The sequence below is a fragment of the Galbibacter sp. BG1 genome (genome assembly GCF_013391805.1).
Classification (GTDB): Bacteria; Bacteroidota; Bacteroidia; order Flavobacteriales; family Flavobacteriaceae; genus Galbibacter.
Map to the genome: position 1 here is coordinate 1,492,157 of NZ_CP058364.1, position 17,320 is coordinate 1,509,476.

The window sequence follows — 17,320 nt, forward strand, 5'->3', positions numbered from 1 at the left end:
GATAAGGCTTTTTACCTTTAAAAAAACGATACCAAGTTACATGGGTATAGCTATTTAACTGAAAAATCTATTCTTCTTCTGAAACGAAATCTTCAATAGTATCGACATCATCCACATGAATTAGGGCTTCTAGCATGGGGTCGTTTAGCTTTAGAATTTCCTGTTGGGCATTGTTTCCATACAGCTGCTCTGCAAAAGTAGATTTTATATGAAGTTTAAGGTTTTCGCGGTACGGATTCAAATCGATTTTTAATCCTCTGTCTTCAGCATAATAAATAAAAGAATCTACCGTTTCATCGTCTACTTCGATGTTTTCAATGAAATCTTCTTCAGAAATAGCTGCAAATTTAGTGCGGTGATTGTCGAGGTACTCGAAACTGAAGAAGGACATAAATCCAGATTGTAATAAGGTATTAACCCAAGCGGCTTCTTGAGAACTTTCCAGCGGTACAAATACGTCTGGGATAATACCACCGCCGCCATATACGATTTTTCCTTTTGGGGTTCTAAAAATAAGGGAATCGGCTACCTTTATACTGTCGGCCGAAAAGAGTTCTCCATTTTCGTATCTTTTGTAAAATTGATTGTAGTAATCTTTGGTGCCATTTTCGTAGGATCTCTGTATCGATCGTCCAGTAGGGGTGTAGTAGCGTGAAACGGTAAGCCTTACTGAAGAGCCATCGCCCAAGCTCATTTCCCGTTGTACTAAGCCTTTTCCAAAAGACCTTCTCCCTATAATTGTTCCACGGTCGTTATCCTGTATGGCGCCTGCTACAATTTCGCTTGCCGAAGCGGACTTTTCATTGATAAGAACGTATATTTCCCCATCTTCGAAATCTCCTTTACTGCTGGCAAAGGCTTTGTCGATGGCACCGCTTTTATTTTTAGTAAATAAAATAAGTTTATCGTCCTCTAAAAATTCATCGGCAATTTGTTCGGCAATGCCTAGATAACCACCAGGATTATTTCTAAGATCCAACGCCAATTTGGTCATTCCTTTTTTCTGAAGTGTTTCCAAAGCTGTTTTAAACTCTCGGTACGTACTTTCAGCAAACCTGTTGATTTTAATGTATCCAAAATTATCACCGAGCATATAGAAGGCATCCACGCTTTTTAAGGGAACTTCTGCACGTTTAATATTGAATTCCAAAATTTTGTCTTCCGAAGGTCTATAAACGCTGAGTTTGAGTTTTGTTTTGTTGTCTCCTTTTAGCGTGTTTACCACTTCTTGACTTGTAAGGTTGCGGCCGTAGAGGGTATCCAAATTAGCCGTAAGAATGCGGTCTCCCGCTTTTATGCCCGCTTTTATACTTGGGCCTCCTTCAATGGGCCTAATTACAGCCAGCGAATCCCTGTACATGTAAAAGCTAATGCCAACTCCTACAAAGTCTCCTTTCATATTCTCGGCAACTTTAGCTTGTTGTGCTTTTGGAATATAAACCGAATGTGGGTCTAGTTTATCTAAAATATTATTTACGGTAACATCTACAATACTATCGGTATTTACATCGTCTACATATTCGTAGTCGATATAATCGATAAGCCTGTTGAGTTTGTCTTTTTTGGAATTAGTGGAAAAGAGCTTCTCGGGAGTATCGTTAAAGTTTAATTTTCCGCCTATAAAAATACCAGCGGCCAAAGCGACAGCTAATAATAAAGGCAATAAATATGTTTTGTTCTTCAGCATTTATTCTTCTTCTAGATTTTCCATATGGACTAATTCAACGCCAGCCTTGGCTAAAAATTGCAAACCTTCCCCATCTTTGTAAGCCCTGCTGTAAACTACTCTTTTTATCCCCGCTTGATGCACCAGCTTGCTACATTCCTTACAGGGTGAAAGCGTAATATAAAGGGTGGCTCCGTGACAAGATTGGGTGGAAGAAGCTACTTTTAGAATGGCATTGGCTTCCGCATGAAGCACATACCATTTGGTAATATTATCTTCGTCCTCGCATTTGTTCTCAAAACCGGTTGGCGTACCATTATAGCCATCAGAAATGATCATTCTATCTTTTACAATAATTGCGCCAACTTGTTTTCTTTTGCAATGGGATAACTTTCCCCATTCTTGGGCCATACGTAAATATGCGCGATCGTATCTCGCTTGCTTTTTGCCAGCCATAAGTTTTAAGCTATAATAATCTTTAACTTCATAAAGATCTTTGAGGAATGCTACTTTATTGGTCGGGTGAAAGCAGCATTACTTAACAATTTTTTTGATTTAAAAAAAGCAATACACCAAGCGTATTGCTATAGGTAACGAAGATAACGGCTTTGGTTTTTAATTACAAAACGATTCGCGTTAATTTTAATCTAATTAAATGCACATGAGTCAATTAGCATTGGGATTACAAAACCTACCACGATAGAAGAAGTAACCATAATCCAATCCCTTTTATTGAACCTGAAAACCGACTGAATTAAAAAACCGAGTATTAAAACGATTAGGACTACAATAATTTGGGAAGCCTCAATACCTAAAGCAAATTCTAATAAGGGAATGATTTTATTGGAAGAACTGGCCACTATTTGTTTAAAATAGGTGGAAAAACCAAGCCCATGAATAAGACCAAAAAATAGAGTCGTGAAAAATGTAAGTCCGAATTTTTCGTTTTTAGCACCCTTTCCGGCTGTAAATATGTTAAAAACAGCTGTTATAAATATGGTGATGGGGATAAGGCATTCTACCAAACTGGATCGTACGCTCACTACGCCATAGGTTGCCAGTATTAAAGAAACGGTGTGCCCAAGGGTAAACATGGTTACCAGCCACAAGATTTTCTTCCAATTGGCAAAAGTGTAAGGCACGGTAAGTGCAATAAAAAAAAGTACGTGATCGTAGGCATTAATATCTAATACATGATCGAGGCCAAGCTTAAAGTAGAACCAAAATTGATCCATAAAAAATAACGATTAAAGGATTGCTTCAAACTTACAATTTTTTGTAAAAAAGGGATTCATTTACTTATTTTTTTTCTGAAGCATTGATTTTTTATGACTGTTGTTTAATCTAAATCAAAGGTGATTTTAACTTCAACAAAAGCATTTTAAAATTCTCAAGGTTGAAGAATATTGAGTGGTTAACTACAATGTGGTCTCCATTTCTCTCTTTACCTTTTTCAATACCATTAAAAGTTTAGAAAGACTATTAATGGAATTGTGAAGATCGGATTTGTTCAAAACGAAATGAAATTCTTTATTACCCTTTTTTTTAGTTATTATTTTGGTGTATTTAGCAATTCCACCACCATTTCGGAACAACAGATTAAAGTCGCTAGCACTTTTTAATTCTTCGAGCTGATATTTTTTCACTCCAAAAACATTTTCTAAGTACATGATATTTCCTTTAAACTTGAGAGATGAAGTAAAGCAGGTAAATATAATTGCTGATATTGATAGCAGATAAAGAGTGATTGTAATTCCTTCAACACTATTAATTGACTGATATGGCACCGACGATTTATCTAAAAATTGAGAAAAATAAATTAGGAAAAGAGAAAGCACAGCCAAAATTCTTAGTGCTATTATCCTGGTAGAACTAAGTGTAAGATCTACTTTATTAGATAATATAAGGGGTACAAGTTTTGTCTCCATTTTATTTTCAATTACATCCCCCGTTCTTTTTGAATCTGCTCGTAGGCCCGTTGTACTTCTTTAAATTTCTCTTCCGCACCTTTTTTAATGGCTTCATCATTAGAGCGCACCTTATCGGGATGGTATTTCTTTACCATTTGCCTATACGCCGTTTTTACATCGGCATTACTGGCTTCCTTGTTTACTTCAAGGATTTTGTAAGCATTGTCTGCTGATTTTACAAACATGGCCATGATACTTTCGAAATCACGATAATTTACACTCATGTAGCCGGCGATTTCACGTATTTTTAAAGTTTCGGCCTCTGTTACGGCACCATCGGCGTTCGCAATTCCGAAGAGAAAATGAAGTAATTGCAAGCGCGTTTCATATCTAGTTCGGGTATTGAGGTAATTACAAATACGTTCTGCAGAGACCTCACGTTTTTTCACTACCTCATTAAAGGTTCGAAATATGGCATTCGCTTTGTCTTTTCCGTAGGTAGAAACAAAATAGGCCCGCACATATTGAAGTTCGTTGTCGTTAACTTTTCCGTCGGCTTTAATTACAATAGAGCATAAGGATAAAAGGTTCAGCTCAAAATCGGCAGGGGAAACTTCATTGCGGTTGTTAAATGTGGTGCTTACATCGATGCCTCCTTTTCTAAAACTGTCGATGGCACTCCCTAAAATAAAGCCTAAAATGGCACCTGGAAATCTCATAAAATAGTATCCCGCAAATGCCAATATCCATTTAAACATAGTGTGTTTTTAAAATAAGAAGTAATTTTTAAATGCTTTATGCATCATAAAATTTTAATTCGGATCAAATATAAGTTTTATTTGGTTTTTGCTGAAAAGGAAATAGGTTATTGCTTTGGCTTTTCCAAAAAAGAGCAGAGGATAGCGTTCCTTTTCAGTTCCTAGGCTGTTAAGTGTATGTTTTTCTTTATCTTTGCGACTCATTTATTTAACTGAAATAGAAATTTAAAAATATAGCGATTATGTATCCAGCAGAATTAGTGAAGCCGATGAAAGAAGACCTCGTTGTTGCAGGTTTTCAAGAATTACATACAACTGCAGAGGTAGATGCGGCCATGGAGAAAAAGGGAACTACACTAGTAGTTGTAAATTCCGTTTGTGGTTGTGCAGCTGCCAATGCAAGACCAGGTGCAAAAATGAGTTTGAAGAATGCAAAAACTCCAGATAACTTATTTACGGTTTTTGCAGGTTTCGATAAGGAGGCTACCGATAAAGCAAGGGAATATATGTTGCCATTTCCTCCATCTTCCCCATGTATGGCGTTGTTTAAAGATGGCGAATTGGTGCATATGTTAGAAAGACATCATATCGAAGGGCGTCCTGCAGAAATTATTGCAGATAACCTTACAGAAGCTTACAACGAGCATTGTTAAGAAATAAAGAATTGTGACATCAATTTTAAAGGCAAAAGACCACGTTTATACGTGGTTTTTTTATTTTTGCTGAAGGAGAACAACCCCGCCTAATAATTGAAAATTATATAAAAACTAAATAGAGATTTTTGAAAGAGCGAATATTATTTCTTTGCACTGGGAATTATTACCGAAGCAGGTTTGCAGAACTGCTCTTTAATTATTTGGCTGAAAAAGAAGAATTGCCTTTCCAATCTTTTTCTAAAGGTTTACGATTGTCCAAGAGGAATAAAGGGCCGCTTTCTTTGTACACAAATAATTATTTAAGGGATAAGAACATCGAGCTGCCATCCCGGTTAAGAATGCCTATTCCTGTTTCTAAAGACGATTTTAGTTATTACGATCGTATTATTGCAATGGACGAAGTGGAACACCGAAAATTGATGCAGGAGTTTTTCCCGGTGGAGGAAAATAGAATTGAATATTGGTCTTTTGCAGACGATTATATTGAAAAACCAGATCTGGTTTTACCAAAACTAGAAGCGAAGGTTTACGCCCTTGTCAACCAATTAAAAAAGTAATTTATTTTTGAAAAATTAAGATGAGAAAAATACTAGCATACCCTTTTACAGTAGTCTATTTTTTGGTATTCGGACTACTATTGGTTATTTTTCATCCTATACAATGGATATGTTTTAACGTGTTTGGCTATCAAGCACATAAAAAAAGTGTGGATATACTTAATTTCTTTTTGGCCTACTCCCTTCTATTGCTTGGCGATTGGATAACCTTCCGGAATCCTCATAACATCCCTACCGATAAACCGTGTATAATAGTGGCCAATCACCAAAGTATGTACGATATTTCGCCTATAATCTGGCACATGCGAAAGCATCACCCGAAATTTATCAGTAAAAAAGAATTGGGGCGGGGGATACCAAGTATTTCATACAATTTAAGACATGGCGGTTCGGCGCTAATCGACCGAAAGGATAAAGAACAGGCCTTTAAGGAAATATTGAACATTGCCGATTATGCCAATAAAAACAATAGATCCATTGTTATTTTTCCCGAAGGTACACGGAGCAGGGACGGAAAACCAAAACGTTTCCAAACAGGCGGACTCAAAATTCTATTAAAAAAAATGCCCAATGCCCAAGTAGTGCCTATTTCCATCAACAATTCGTGGAAAACATTACGCTACGGTAAATTCCCTATGGGTATAGGTACGCATATAACCTTCGATGTGCATGAACCTCTTGGGGCTAGGGATTATCCAGCAGAGGAATTGATTGAAAAATTGGAAACTATAATAAGTAGCAATATAAAAGCATAAAAATGAGTAATACGGATGCTATCGAGCAAACCATCGCCTTCGTAAAAGAAATATTACAAAATGCCGAAGGTGGTCACGATTGGTTTCATATTCAACGTGTTTTTAAAAACTCGCTTTTAATTGCTAAGGATGAGAAAAAAGCAGATCCTTTGGTGGTTGGCTTGGGTGCTTTGCTACACGATATCGCCGATGCAAAGTTCTATGATGGGGATGAAACTGTTGGCCCGAAAATGGCGAAGGAATTTCTAGTGAGTATTCAAATAGATGAAAAAGTGATCGATCACGTAGTCAAAATCATCGAAAACATTTCATTTAAGGGAGGCAATTTTAAACAAAAGTTTAAATCCATCGAATTGGATATTGTTCAAGATGCCGATCGATTGGATGCTATTGGCGCAATTGGGATTGCGCGTTGTTTTAACTACGGAGGTTTTAAGAACCGAAAATTGTACGATCCCGATATTGAGCCCAATATGAATATGAGTAAGGAACAATACAAGAAAAACGATTCGCCCACTATTAATCATTTCTACGAGAAACTATTGCTTCTGAAGGAAAGAATGAATACAAAATCGGGTAAGAAATTAGCCGAAAAGAGGCATGAATATATGGAAGGCTTTTTACAGCAATTTTATGATGAAATAAATGGAAGAGCCTAGTTATTCAATTATAAAAGATGCGTTGTCGCCAGATGAAGTTTCCTCTTTGCTGGAGCTCTATAAGTCGGTTTTTAACGATTATCAAAAAGATTCGTTCGTAAATAGGCTTAACACATCTAAAAATTTATTTGCTCTTTTGGTTTCGGTGGAAGATGAATTAATAGCTTTTAAAATAGGTTATGAAATGAGCCCAGAGATATTTTACAGCTGGGTGGGTGGGGTAAAACCAGAATGGCGCCGAAAAGGCATTGCCAAAAAATTACAAATGCTGCAAGAAGAATATGTAGCGAAGGCTGGTTATAAAACTCTACGTACCAAGTCTACCAATAAGTTTAAACCTATGATGCAATTCAATTTAAAAAACGGGTTCGATATTGTAGGTGTGGAAAATTCTAAAAACGGATTGAAGGTGTTGTTTGAGAAAAAAATAAAATAATTATATAAGAAAGATTATTTATTTTTTTCTCATAAAATATTTTATGATTTTATATATTCGTAAAATTAACGTCACTTTATTATTAATGTGAGCTCTCAAAAACTTGAAATAAAAGAATTTGATAATCTTTTTAACAGCTATTGGCATAGACTGTATGCGTACGCTTTTAATATTTTGAAAGATCCTCAATTAGCAGAAGACTGTGTACAAGATGTATTTACAGATTTATGGAGGCGTGGGGAAGAGCTTGAAATATCCAATCATAAGGCATATTTATTTCAAGCTGTTAAATATCAATGCGCAAAGCAGCTTAAAAAACAATCTCGTTTTACCAGTATGTTTGGTTTGGGCGAAATCTTCTCGCATCAATCAGAAGTAGACGAATCTTTACTGGCATTAGAAAGACAAAAAATGCTTTCAGAAGTACTTCGACAGATAGATTTATTGCCAGAGAAATGCCAAATGGTTTTCAGGTTAAGTAAATTGGAGCAAAAGTCGAACAAAGAAATTGCTTCAGAATTGGGTATTACTACCAGTACCGTAGAGAATCATATAAATAAGGCACTTCGACTTTTACGAACTTCCGTTTCATACTTTGTATACTTTTTAATTGTTTTTTTCTTCTTGCGATAGGAATTCAAAGCTCTTCTTTAAATTAGCTGTAATAGAATTAAGACAGTTTCAAGTCAGACTTTTTTTTCTTTGGTATTGATTTTAATGATTAATGGCGGAAAAGTTAAAAAAATGTTAAAAGTAATATTAGGGTAGGTGTTTTTATGAATTTCTGTACTTAGCTTATAAATGAGACTTTATGAGCCGTAATCAGGATTTTGATGATTTGTTAGACCGCTACTACAATGACAAATGCACTTCAGAAGAAAAAAAAATTATTGACGATTATTTTCAAAATCTTCAGGAAGATGGAATTTCGCCGGAGGACGTTAAGCATAATTTAGGTCTTAAAAACCGCATTTATAAAAATATCAACAAAAATATAGCAGAGAAAAGAACTACTACCTTTAAGTTTTTCAGGGTGGCGGCAGCAATTGCTATGTTAATTGGGATATCTACATTGGCTTATTTTGTTTTTCAAAATTCCACAGAAACAAAATATCTTACGGCTAAAGCAGCATATGGGGATCAACTCAAATTAGTTTTGGGAGACTCATCGGTTGTTTTCTTAAATTCAGGAAGTGCCTTATCATATCCGCAAAATTTTGAAAATGAAGGATCCCGTGAAGTTACTTTGGAAGGGGAGGCATTTTTTCAAATTACCAAAAATCCTAATAAGCCATTTATAGTATCTACTGAAAATATAAAAACACGAGTGCTCGGAACTAGCTTTAACGTTAACACTTTTAATCCAGATCAACCTCAAGTTGTTGTTTCCACAGGTAAAGTGAGGGTTTCTAACACGGCAAATGAAAGTATGAATGTAGACCTGTTGCCCAACGAAAAAGCAGTACTGGATTTAAAAAGCAATCAGTTTACAAAAAGCCTTGTCGCCGCTAAAGATTATGAAGCTTGGAGAAATGGAGAAGTGGTTTTCAATGAATCAAACCTTCAGGATGTGGCTTTAATCTTGGAAAGAAGATTTGATATTAAAGTTAACATAACCTCTCCAGTAAATACTACTTGTACCATTAACGGTAAGTATTCCGGTGAAGACTTGGAAGGCTTGCTTGAAAGTATCAGTTTTATTCATGAAATCAACTATCAATTTAAAGATGGAGTCCTTAAGCTAAGCGGTAAAGCTTGTGAGAGTAATTAAAATCATCACCAACATCATTAACTAATATTCTAAACTAATAATGTATGAACACTCTTCTATTAAAGAAAATTTTTAAGCAGGGTCAACTACCACTATTTTTACTTCTTTTTACTTGCAGTAGTATCGCAGGAAATGTGAGATATTCCCAGAGCCTGGATAATACGTATTTAAATTTATCATTATCAGAAAAGACCATTGTTGAAGTCTTTAAGGAGATTGAAAGTCAGACTGATTTCACCTTTGTATATTCTGGGGAAGTTGCTAAAGTGAATGAGAGAATCACCATCAATAAACAAAAAATAAGTTTAAAATCTGCGTTAGATTTTATAGCGGAAAATGCCTCCTTAAAGTATATGATTTCTGGCTATAACATTTCCGTAGCACTGAAGGACAAAACCGCAAAAAGACCGCAAAAAGACTTTCAAGAAACGGTTCGAGGAACGGTTAAAGACAGCCAAGGTCCGTTACCTGGAGTGAATGTAATTATTAAGGGGTCCAACACAGGTGTCGTTTCAGATTTCGAGGGGAACTATGTGATAAGCGCTTCTGCAGATGATATTTTGGTTTTTTCTTTTTTAGGGTTCGAAACCCAAGAAGTAATGGTTAACCAGCAAACCATAATTGATGTGGTCTTACAGGAAAATGTAAATGATCTAGATGAGGTCGTAGTTGTTGGGTACGGAACTTCAACGAAGAAAGACCTTACCACGGCTGTAGCACAATTAAAGGGTAAAGATATTATAGAAGATAAGCCTTTTGCTAACGCCGAAAGAGCATTGAATGGTAAGGTGGCTGGAGTGCAAGTTATAGAATCGTCAGGAAGTCCTGGGTCAGGGGTTTCGGTACGTATTCGTGGAGCTAATTCCTTATCTGCCAGTAATGACCCCCTTTATGTTATAGATGGTGTTCAGGTAAATAATACAGAAGCTTTAAACCCATACGATATCGAGTCGATATCTATTTTAAAAGATGCCTCAGCAGCCTCTATATATGGAGCAAGGGCTTCTAATGGGGTGGTGCTCATCACCACAAAAAGAGGGGAAGGAAATAAATCTTCCATTAGTTTTTCTTCTTATTTAGGTCAAGATAGAATTATAAAAACGCTGGATGTTCTAAATTCTGAGCAATATATAGATTATGTGAATACCGCTTTGGTAAATGCAGGACAGGCAACTATTACAGACCCATTCAATTTTCAAAATAATACAGATTGGCAGAAGGAATTATACGCGCCGGCGACCTTACAAAATTATCAGCTGTCATTTTCGGGAAGCTCAGAGAAAGGGAATTATTACCTTTCAGCAGGATATCAAGAAGAAGAAGGAACTGTTGAAACAACTGGTTTTAAAAGGTATTCAGTTCGATTTAATCAGGACAGGCAAGTCTTTAACAAATTAAAGGTAGGAAATAGTATTGCTTTATCGCGTACAAATTTTAATGTAATAAACGACAATCAAAGAGTAAACCAAGGAGGAGTGGTGCTCGGTGCTTTACAAACGCCACCCACGTTACCAATACAGAATGACGATGGCACATACCCACAAAACCCTTATCAAGCGCTAGACAATCCTATCGCAATTATTAGGGGAGAGAGCAGGGAATATAAAACGACCAAAGCAATCGTGAATCTCTACGGAGAGTATGAGTTTGATTTCGGACTTTCCTTACGTACTTCTTTTGGGGTGGATTATAATGATTCTAACTTCAACCGTTTCACAGATCCGTTCACAACGGGAAATGGCCGCGCTACAGAGGGAGAAGCCCAGTCTGAGACCTTTTCTGAAACTGTATGGCTTTGGGAGAATACATTAAATTATAAATTTGAACCCATAGAAGACGTGGCCATAGATCTTCTTTTTGGAACCTCTGCGCAGAGTTCGAGATTTGAATCTACGTATTTATTGGGACGAGGCTTTGCCAATAGCTCGGTTACCACGGCCGATGGAGCTTCTAACCCAATAGATATTGGAGCTTCTGTTTCTGAATGGACAAATAATTCATACTTTTTAAGAACAAACCTTAGCTTTTATGGTAAATATTTAATTTCTGCCTCGGTAAGACGCGATGGATCTTCCCGATTTGGGCCAGGAAACCGGTATGCTTTATTCCCATCATTTTCTGCAGCATGGATTATTTCTGAAGAAGATGCCCTAAAAGATATAAAATGGCTGAGTAATCTCAAGATTAGATATGGTTACGGAGTTACAGGGAATCAGTTTATTGGTAATTACGATTGGTATGGAATCTATGGTGTTAATGCCAATTATGTATTGGATGAAAATATAGTTCCCGGGGTTTTTCCGCAACAGGTTCAAAACAATAATTTAAAATGGGAATCTACCAATCAACATAACTTAGGATTGGATTTAGGGTTCTTCAAGAATCGCGTTGGACTTACAGCCGATTTCTACCATAAGGAAACATTCGACATGCTTGTTTTGGCACAATTACCAGCTACCACTGGTTTTGGAGGAGCAAGACAAAATATTGGCACCATGATAAATAAAGGGGTAGAGCTTGGCTTAAACCTTACCCCGGTTTCCACGGAAGATTTCACTTGGGATATAACCGCAAATTATACCAAAAACACAAATGAGGTAACCGATCTAAATGGCGAAATTCTTTTTGGAGGGTTCGTAAACGATCAAGGGAACGTTGCTATTATCCAAGAAGGAGAGCCGGTAGGTAACTTTTACGGATGGGTTGCCGAAGGAGTGGACTCGCAAACAGGAAACGTAATATTTAAAGATCTTGACGAAAACGGTACCATAAACGATGATGACCGACAAATAATTGGAAATGCTCTTCCCGAATTTAACTGGGGAGTAACCTCTGTCTTCAATTATAAGGGATTGGAGCTCACCGCCTTTTTCCAAGGGGTGGAAGGTCAAGATATTTATAACGCCACCCGTTTTGAGTTGGAGAATATGGCAACCTATAAGAATCAAAGTATAGCGGTCTTGGATAGGTGGACACCTACAAATACAGATACCACTATTCCTAAGGCAGTTTTCGGGGATCCCGATCAGAACGGTCGAGCATCAACACGCTGGGTAGAAGATGGTTCTTTCGTAAAACTGAGGGAACTAACCTTAGGATATACACTTCCATCTTCCATTTCTGAAAAACTAAAAATGGCAAGTATAAAAATTTACGCCCAAGGAAGAAATCTATATACGTGGACAGACTATTCGGGTTACGATCCCGAAGTGAGTAGGGATGGCGGAAGTGTGATATCTTCTAATATAGATTATGGAACATATCCTCAGGTAAAGACGTATTTAGCTGGAATTAACCTAAAATTTTAAAATGATTAAGATGAAAAATTCTATCAACATAGTATTCGCTTTTTTAATTTTGACCCTTAGTTCATGCTCCGATGATTTTTTGGATAAAAAACCGGTTTCAGAAATCTCGTCCGGAAACTTTTGGCAATTACAAGCCGATGCCGAAGCTGGTATTGCAGGAGCATACGACGCATTGCAACCCGACTCTTATTATGGGTTCGATATGTATGTTTTTGGAGATGTTCGTTCAGATAATTGTTTTGCCGGTGGGGATAATCCAGATAACTTTGCCATAGACAACTTTAAAACGTTTCCTACAAACGGAACGGTTACACGATCTTGGCGACAAATTTATACGGCTATTTCTCGCGCCAATACGGCAATTGATAGAATTACCAACATGGATCCCTCCCTTTTTGAAGATGGTAAAAAAGAAGCCTTACTCGGGGAAGCCCATTTTTTAAGAGGCCTGCACTATTTTAATTTGGTTAGATTGTATGGCGGCGTACCGTTGGTTATTGAAGAAACAACTAGTTTAGCCCCCGACGACATTAAAGTTCCCAGAAATACAGAAACAGAAGTCTATCAACAGATTATAAAGGATTTAAAACTATCCGCTGGTTTCCTCGATGGTAAAAACCAAGCCAAGGGAAGAGCCACTGTTGGAGCAGCGGAAAGTTTGTTGGCAAAGGTATATTTAACGCTTCAGAACTATCCTGAAACTGTAATATGGACTGGCCGAGCAATGACACGTGGATATTCTTTACTGCCGGTTTTCGAAAATTTGTTTAATCAGGAGAACCAGAATAACGCTGAGGTTATTTTTGCAGTTCAATACGCTGGAGGGGCAGAAGGCAATGTGTTCCCAGAATTGGTATTGCCTACACCCGAAGCCTCATTCGATTTTTTAAAGTTCAACACCCCTACTCCAAATAGCGAAGCAATTTTTTCTTCCAACGATGTGCGTAAAGCCACATCTATTGCCGATAGGAATGGTACGTTATACTTGTACAAATGGAGAAATGGAACAGCTTTTGCTTCCTCAGACAACAATGTTATTTTACGGTATGCCGATGTGTTATTGATGAGGGCTGAGGCTTTAAACCAAACAGGGGATACCAATGGAGCTATCGCTTTGCTAAATCAAATTAGAAACAGAGCAGGACTTGGAGATTATACAGGAAGTACTTCCCAGAGTGTTGTAGATGCTGCGATTTTTGAAGAAAGAAGGATAGAGTTGGCTTTCGAAGGGCACAGATGGTTTGATCTAAAAAGAAAAGGATTTAATGTTGCTAATAATGCGATACAACAGGCCAAGGGAATTACTATTCAACCCTATCAACTTTTATTTCCACTGCCACAGGAGGAGATTGACAGAAACGAACTTTTAGTTCAAAATCCAAATTATTAATAAAATGCAAGGATGAAATTTATGAAAGAAAGAAAGTTAGTATATATCATTTTCTTAACCCTTTTGATGTTTTCGTGTGGAGACGATTCAACTATGGAAGAAGAAAAACCAGATCCTCCTAAAATAGAAGGAACGGTCTCGGTAGTTTTAACCACTGTAGATCAAAGTTCACTATTAAAAGAAATTCCGGAAAAATTACCAGTGATGACAGGAAACTCCGAGAGTGGACTTGTAATTGATTTAGATGAAAGTCAAACTGCCCAAACTATTGAAGGTTTTGGGGCAGCCCTTACCGGAAGCTCCGCATATTTATTGCATAATAATGACAGTGCCTTGGAAATGCTTTTTGGGGATAGTGGAATAAAGTTAGGTTATGTTAGATTGACCATGGGAGCTTCTGACTTTAACAAAAATAAGAGCTATAGTTACAATGAAACCACAGAAGTGGAAGACCTTGATCTCGATAATTTTTCTATTGAAGAAGATAAAATCAATGATAACCCATTAATTCCAGTTGCTAAAGCCATTCTAGCTAAAAATGCAGCTATAAAATTTATGTCTTCGCCATGGACAGCCCCCACTTGGATGAAAAATAATCGAGCGTTTAATGGTGGGAACCTAAAAACAGAGTATCGCGATGTGTATGCAGATTATTTTGTAAAATACCTAAACGCCTATAAAAGCGAAGGGATTAATATTAATTCCCTAACTGTTCAAAACGAACCTTTGTATGAAACTTCATCTTATCCAACAATGAAGATGAGCGCAATGCAACAAGCTGATTTTATCGGAGATTTTTTAGGGCCTAAATTAAAAGCGTCGGGATTGAACACTAAAATTATCGCCTATGATCATAATTTTACGGAATCAGAAGACCCCGATTATCCTTTGACGGTTCTGGGAGATGTACAAGCTTCTAAACATACCAATGCGGTAGCCTACCACGCTTATGGGGGAAAACCAGAAGATATAGCAAGGCTAACAAATGCTTTTCCCGATTCAGAAATATACTTTACGGAACAATCGGGAATCGAGACAGACCAGACTACTTTTAAGGGTGAAATCGACTATTTCATGAAAAATGTTTTTGCAGGGACGCTAAGAAGGGGTGCTAAAGCAGTCTTGTTATGGAATCTTGCCCTAAATGAAAACAACGGGCCACAAAATGGTGGTTGCGATATCTGTACTGGAGTCTTAAAAATCACGAGCGGTGGAACGATAACTAAAAATCCAGAGTATTATATTCTTGGGCATTTTTCTAAATACGTAAACCCCGGAGCTAAAGTAATACCAACAAATGCATTACCTGGGATTATAGAGAATGTTGGTTTTGTAAATCCAGATGGTTCCAAAGTAGTCGTTGCTTACAATGCTTCTGGAGCATCGGGATCGCAAAAAATAGCTGTAAAAACGAGTGATGGATTTTTTGAATATAACCTTCCTCAAGGAGGTTTGGTGACTTTTAAGTGGGACTAACTAAAATCGAAACTAACAAAATTGAAAAGATGAAAAATTTTACTAAGATTATATTTTTTGCTTCTATTTTTCTATTGCTATTTAGCGCTTGCGAAGAGGAAGATAATAACATAGAGGCCCTTGAGAATTGGATGTTGAGTGAAGCTACTTTAGATTACCCAGAGACAGATGCTTCTATTGTTTTAGAAAGGGAAAATAGGGATGACGTTATTCGTTTTGAATGGGAGAAGCCAACATCGGAAAGAGATTATCTAATTACCTACGAATGGTTACTGGATAAAGCAGATGGAGATTTTAGTGAGCCACTATTGATGCAGAAATCAGCTGATAATGGCCTATCCCTATTTGTAGAAGTACCTTATTTTAAGATTGACCAAGCTCTAGAAAATGCTGGAATACCACCAAGTGAAAGTGCAAGTACTAAATGGGCTGTAAGAGCAACGTCTGTTTCAAAAACTTCGATGACAGCAAGTAGTGTTGTGTTTACAAGGTTTGATTCTCAAGGCCCCCCACCAACATTGTACCTTGGAGGAAATGCTACGGAAGCCGGTAATGATATCGAGGCAGCTTTGTACATGAAGAGATTACAGATGGGAGATGGTACAGAAACCAATGTTTTTGAAATATATTCTTCTTTAACCGGTGGAGAAACGTATAATTTTTATTCAACTACAAATGATGATGCACGTGTGTTTACGGCAGAGGGTGAAACTATTACATCTGGTTCCGAAGGAATTGTAGCTCCCGAAAGTGGAGAATACAGAATAACAGTGGATTTTGATGCTGAAAAACTTTCTCTTTATAAAATAGATTATTGGAGTGTAGTAGGTAATGTTATTAAAGACGGCTGGGGAGGAGACGAGCCATTGGCTTATCAAGGAAATGGGGTTTGGGAGAGTAGTGTTCAGTTTTTGGATGCTGATCCAGGCGACACAGATAAGCGATTTATATTTCGTGCCAATGGAGATTGGGGGCAGGTATTAAAACAAATCAATGGCTCTCAAAATGAATTGGCATTGGAAGCTACCAAAGATGACTTAGGTATTGCAATTGACGATATTCGGTTGATGGAGCTTAAAAAATACAAAGTTCGAATTACGTTAAACGGAGAAGGGTACGTCTATGAGTTATTGGAAGACACCAGTTCTGGAGAGACTCCTGAAAAACTTTTCCTTTTCGCTGATGGAAGTATGTCGGCCGAGTTTACTAAGTCTGGGGATGCTTTTAGTTATGAGTTTTTAGATCTGGATCCATCGGTGAATTATATTTTAAATAGTGAAAATGATGGCACTGGAATCTCTTACACTATTGCAGGTACAATCGGGGAAAGTTCTAAAACGGGAGATAATATTTCAGAAAGTGTTACCCTGCAAAGTGGCAATGCATCCCTGCCAGTAAACAAAAGCCAGGCATACCAACTTGTGGTAGATTTCGCTGCGGAAAACCTTACGTGGAAATATTACAATTTCAAACTATTCCATTGGGACGATTGGGATGGTCGGCAGGAATTAACTATGGACTATACAGGTAATTTTACCTGGGAAATTACCACCTATCTTGATGCTGGTAAAAATTCGAAGTTTATCACACCGTGGGATTACCAAATGGGAGGAGCAGATCCTGCAGCACTAAATGGAGATTTGGTTTCCAATGGGGGAGAGGATATTAATAATGTTTCCGAAAGTGGCAGCTATAAAGTAACTATGGTGCTTGACAGTAAATTTGCCGCCGGAACTTACTCTTTTGTAAAGCAATAAGTAATAGTTATTAGAATACAAGAGCGATGCTTTAAATTGAAATCATAGATTAATACGCTAACAAGGAGGATGTCTCCTTATAAATTACTAGATCCTTACATTTCCTTTCACCATATGCGAAATGTTTAAAAGGCTGAAGAAAATATTTTTGAAACCGGGTTAGGTTGCCGCTGTAGAGTTCAATTAATAGCGATTTCGTTTTGTTAATGAAACCTTGAAAA

Annotated in this window: 17 protein-coding genes; 11 read left to right on the plus strand and 6 right to left on the minus strand. The window is 37.2% G+C overall.

Features of this window, described 5'->3' with window-relative positions; all coding sequences use genetic code 11:
- Positions 1-67: 67 nt before the first annotated feature.
- From HX109_RS06620 to HX109_RS06645, 6 genes are all read right to left on the minus strand, one after another.
- The gene (locus HX109_RS06620) at positions 68-1,687 is read right to left on the minus strand and encodes a S41 family peptidase (protein WP_178950436.1); all 1,620 of its coding nucleotides are present in this window, start codon (positions 1,685-1,687) and stop codon (positions 68-70) included.
- Complete coding sequence (locus HX109_RS06625) at positions 1,688-2,122, minus strand: deoxycytidylate deaminase (protein ID WP_178950438.1); 435 nt, start codon at positions 2,120-2,122, stop codon at positions 1,688-1,690.
- A gap of 191 nt (positions 2,123-2,313) precedes the next feature.
- Entirely contained in the window at positions 2,314-2,901 is a 588-nt protein-coding gene (locus HX109_RS06630; protein WP_178950440.1) for a HupE/UreJ family protein, read from the minus strand.
- A 183-nt stretch (positions 2,902-3,084) separates the two neighbouring features.
- Complete coding sequence (locus HX109_RS06635; protein WP_178950442.1) at positions 3,085-3,336, minus strand: hypothetical protein; 252 nt, start codon at positions 3,334-3,336, stop codon at positions 3,085-3,087.
- A 269-nt stretch (positions 3,337-3,605) separates the two neighbouring features.
- Positions 3,606-4,334 carry a TerB family tellurite resistance protein gene (locus HX109_RS06640; RefSeq protein WP_178950444.1) on the minus strand — a complete coding sequence of 243 codons (729 nt, stop codon included), beginning with the start codon at positions 4,332-4,334 and terminating at the stop codon, positions 3,606-3,608.
- A 54-nt stretch (positions 4,335-4,388) separates the two neighbouring features.
- On the minus strand, positions 4,389-4,538 hold the full coding sequence (locus HX109_RS06645; protein WP_178950446.1) for a hypothetical protein: 150 nt from the start codon (positions 4,536-4,538) through the stop codon (positions 4,389-4,391).
- A gap of 38 nt (positions 4,539-4,576) precedes the next feature.
- Here HX109_RS06645 and HX109_RS06650 point away from each other — a divergent pair, with 38 nt between their 5' ends.
- The 11 genes from HX109_RS06650 to HX109_RS06700 all read left to right on the plus strand — a co-directional run bounded on the left by HX109_RS06650 (position 4,577) and on the right by HX109_RS06700 (position 17,099).
- The gene (locus HX109_RS06650) at positions 4,577-4,987 is read left to right on the plus strand and encodes a BrxA/BrxB family bacilliredoxin (protein WP_178950448.1); all 411 of its coding nucleotides are present in this window, start codon (positions 4,577-4,579) and stop codon (positions 4,985-4,987) included.
- A 128-nt stretch (positions 4,988-5,115) separates the two neighbouring features.
- Positions 5,116-5,547 carry a low molecular weight phosphatase family protein gene (locus HX109_RS06655; protein WP_178950450.1) on the plus strand — a complete coding sequence of 144 codons (432 nt, stop codon included), beginning with the start codon at positions 5,116-5,118 and terminating at the stop codon, positions 5,545-5,547.
- 20 nt (positions 5,548-5,567) lie between these two features.
- The gene (locus HX109_RS06660; RefSeq protein WP_178950452.1) at positions 5,568-6,302 is read left to right on the plus strand and encodes a lysophospholipid acyltransferase family protein; all 735 of its coding nucleotides are present in this window, start codon (positions 5,568-5,570) and stop codon (positions 6,300-6,302) included.
- A gap of 2 nt (positions 6,303-6,304) precedes the next feature.
- On the plus strand, positions 6,305-6,961 hold the full coding sequence (locus tag HX109_RS06665; RefSeq protein WP_178950454.1) for an HD domain-containing protein: 657 nt from the start codon (positions 6,305-6,307) through the stop codon (positions 6,959-6,961).
- Positions 6,948-7,397, plus strand: coding sequence for a GNAT family N-acetyltransferase (locus HX109_RS06670; RefSeq protein WP_178950456.1), 450 nt, complete (start codon positions 6,948-6,950; stop codon positions 7,395-7,397). Before HX109_RS06665 ends, HX109_RS06670 begins: the two co-directional genes overlap by 14 nt.
- Before the next feature lie 87 nt (positions 7,398-7,484).
- The gene (locus HX109_RS06675) at positions 7,485-8,030 is read left to right on the plus strand and encodes an RNA polymerase sigma-70 factor (RefSeq protein WP_178950458.1); all 546 of its coding nucleotides are present in this window, start codon (positions 7,485-7,487) and stop codon (positions 8,028-8,030) included.
- 178 nt (positions 8,031-8,208) lie between these two features.
- Entirely contained in the window at positions 8,209-9,168 is a 960-nt protein-coding gene (locus tag HX109_RS06680; RefSeq protein ID WP_178950460.1) for a FecR family protein, read from the plus strand.
- Positions 9,169-9,212: 44 nt separating this feature from the next.
- Positions 9,213-12,476 carry a SusC/RagA family TonB-linked outer membrane protein gene (locus tag HX109_RS06685; RefSeq protein WP_178950462.1) on the plus strand — a complete coding sequence of 1,088 codons (3,264 nt, stop codon included), beginning with the start codon at positions 9,213-9,215 and terminating at the stop codon, positions 12,474-12,476.
- 10 nt (positions 12,477-12,486) lie between these two features.
- A complete protein-coding gene (locus HX109_RS06690; RefSeq protein WP_178950464.1) occupies positions 12,487-13,866 on the plus strand; it encodes a RagB/SusD family nutrient uptake outer membrane protein in 1,380 nt (459 codons plus the stop codon).
- Between the two features lie 21 nt (positions 13,867-13,887).
- Positions 13,888-15,342, plus strand: a complete 1,455-nt coding sequence (locus HX109_RS06695) for a glycoside hydrolase family 30 protein (RefSeq protein ID WP_178950466.1) — start codon at positions 13,888-13,890, stop codon at positions 15,340-15,342.
- A gap of 29 nt (positions 15,343-15,371) precedes the next feature.
- A complete protein-coding gene (locus HX109_RS06700; RefSeq protein ID WP_178950467.1) occupies positions 15,372-17,099 on the plus strand; it encodes a SusE domain-containing protein in 1,728 nt (575 codons plus the stop codon).
- Positions 17,100-17,320: the final 221 nt, after the last annotated feature.

Bases quoted from the DNA above. Each gene is read 5' to 3' on its own strand.
- HX109_RS06620 (WP_178950436.1), bottom strand. From the start codon at position 1,687: ATGCTGAAGAACAAAACATATTTATTGCCTTTATTATTAGCTGTCGCT.
- HX109_RS06625 (WP_178950438.1), bottom strand. From the start codon at position 2,122: ATGGCTGGCAAAAAGCAAGCGAGATACGATCGCGCATATTTACGTATG.
- HX109_RS06630 (WP_178950440.1), bottom strand. From the start codon at position 2,901: ATGGATCAATTTTGGTTCTACTTTAAGCTTGGCCTCGATCATGTATTA.
- HX109_RS06635 (WP_178950442.1), bottom strand. From the start codon at position 3,336: ATGTACTTAGAAAATGTTTTTGGAGTGAAAAAATATCAGCTCGAAGAA.
- HX109_RS06640 (WP_178950444.1), bottom strand. From the start codon at position 4,334: ATGTTTAAATGGATATTGGCATTTGCGGGATACTATTTTATGAGATTT.
- HX109_RS06645 (WP_178950446.1), bottom strand. From the start codon at position 4,538: ATGAGTCGCAAAGATAAAGAAAAACATACACTTAACAGCCTAGGAACT.
- HX109_RS06650 (WP_178950448.1), top strand. From the start codon at position 4,577: ATGTATCCAGCAGAATTAGTGAAGCCGATGAAAGAAGACCTCGTTGTT.
- HX109_RS06660 (WP_178950452.1), top strand. From the start codon at position 5,568: ATGAGAAAAATACTAGCATACCCTTTTACAGTAGTCTATTTTTTGGTA.
- HX109_RS06665 (WP_178950454.1), top strand. From the start codon at position 6,305: ATGAGTAATACGGATGCTATCGAGCAAACCATCGCCTTCGTAAAAGAA.
- HX109_RS06670 (WP_178950456.1), top strand. From the start codon at position 6,948: ATGGAAGAGCCTAGTTATTCAATTATAAAAGATGCGTTGTCGCCAGAT.
- HX109_RS06680 (WP_178950460.1), top strand. From the start codon at position 8,209: ATGAGCCGTAATCAGGATTTTGATGATTTGTTAGACCGCTACTACAAT.
- HX109_RS06685 (WP_178950462.1), top strand. From the start codon at position 9,213: ATGAACACTCTTCTATTAAAGAAAATTTTTAAGCAGGGTCAACTACCA.
- HX109_RS06690 (WP_178950464.1), top strand. From the start codon at position 12,487: ATGAAAAATTCTATCAACATAGTATTCGCTTTTTTAATTTTGACCCTT.
- HX109_RS06695 (WP_178950466.1), top strand. From the start codon at position 13,888: ATGAAAGAAAGAAAGTTAGTATATATCATTTTCTTAACCCTTTTGATG.
- HX109_RS06700 (WP_178950467.1), top strand. From the start codon at position 15,372: ATGAAAAATTTTACTAAGATTATATTTTTTGCTTCTATTTTTCTATTG.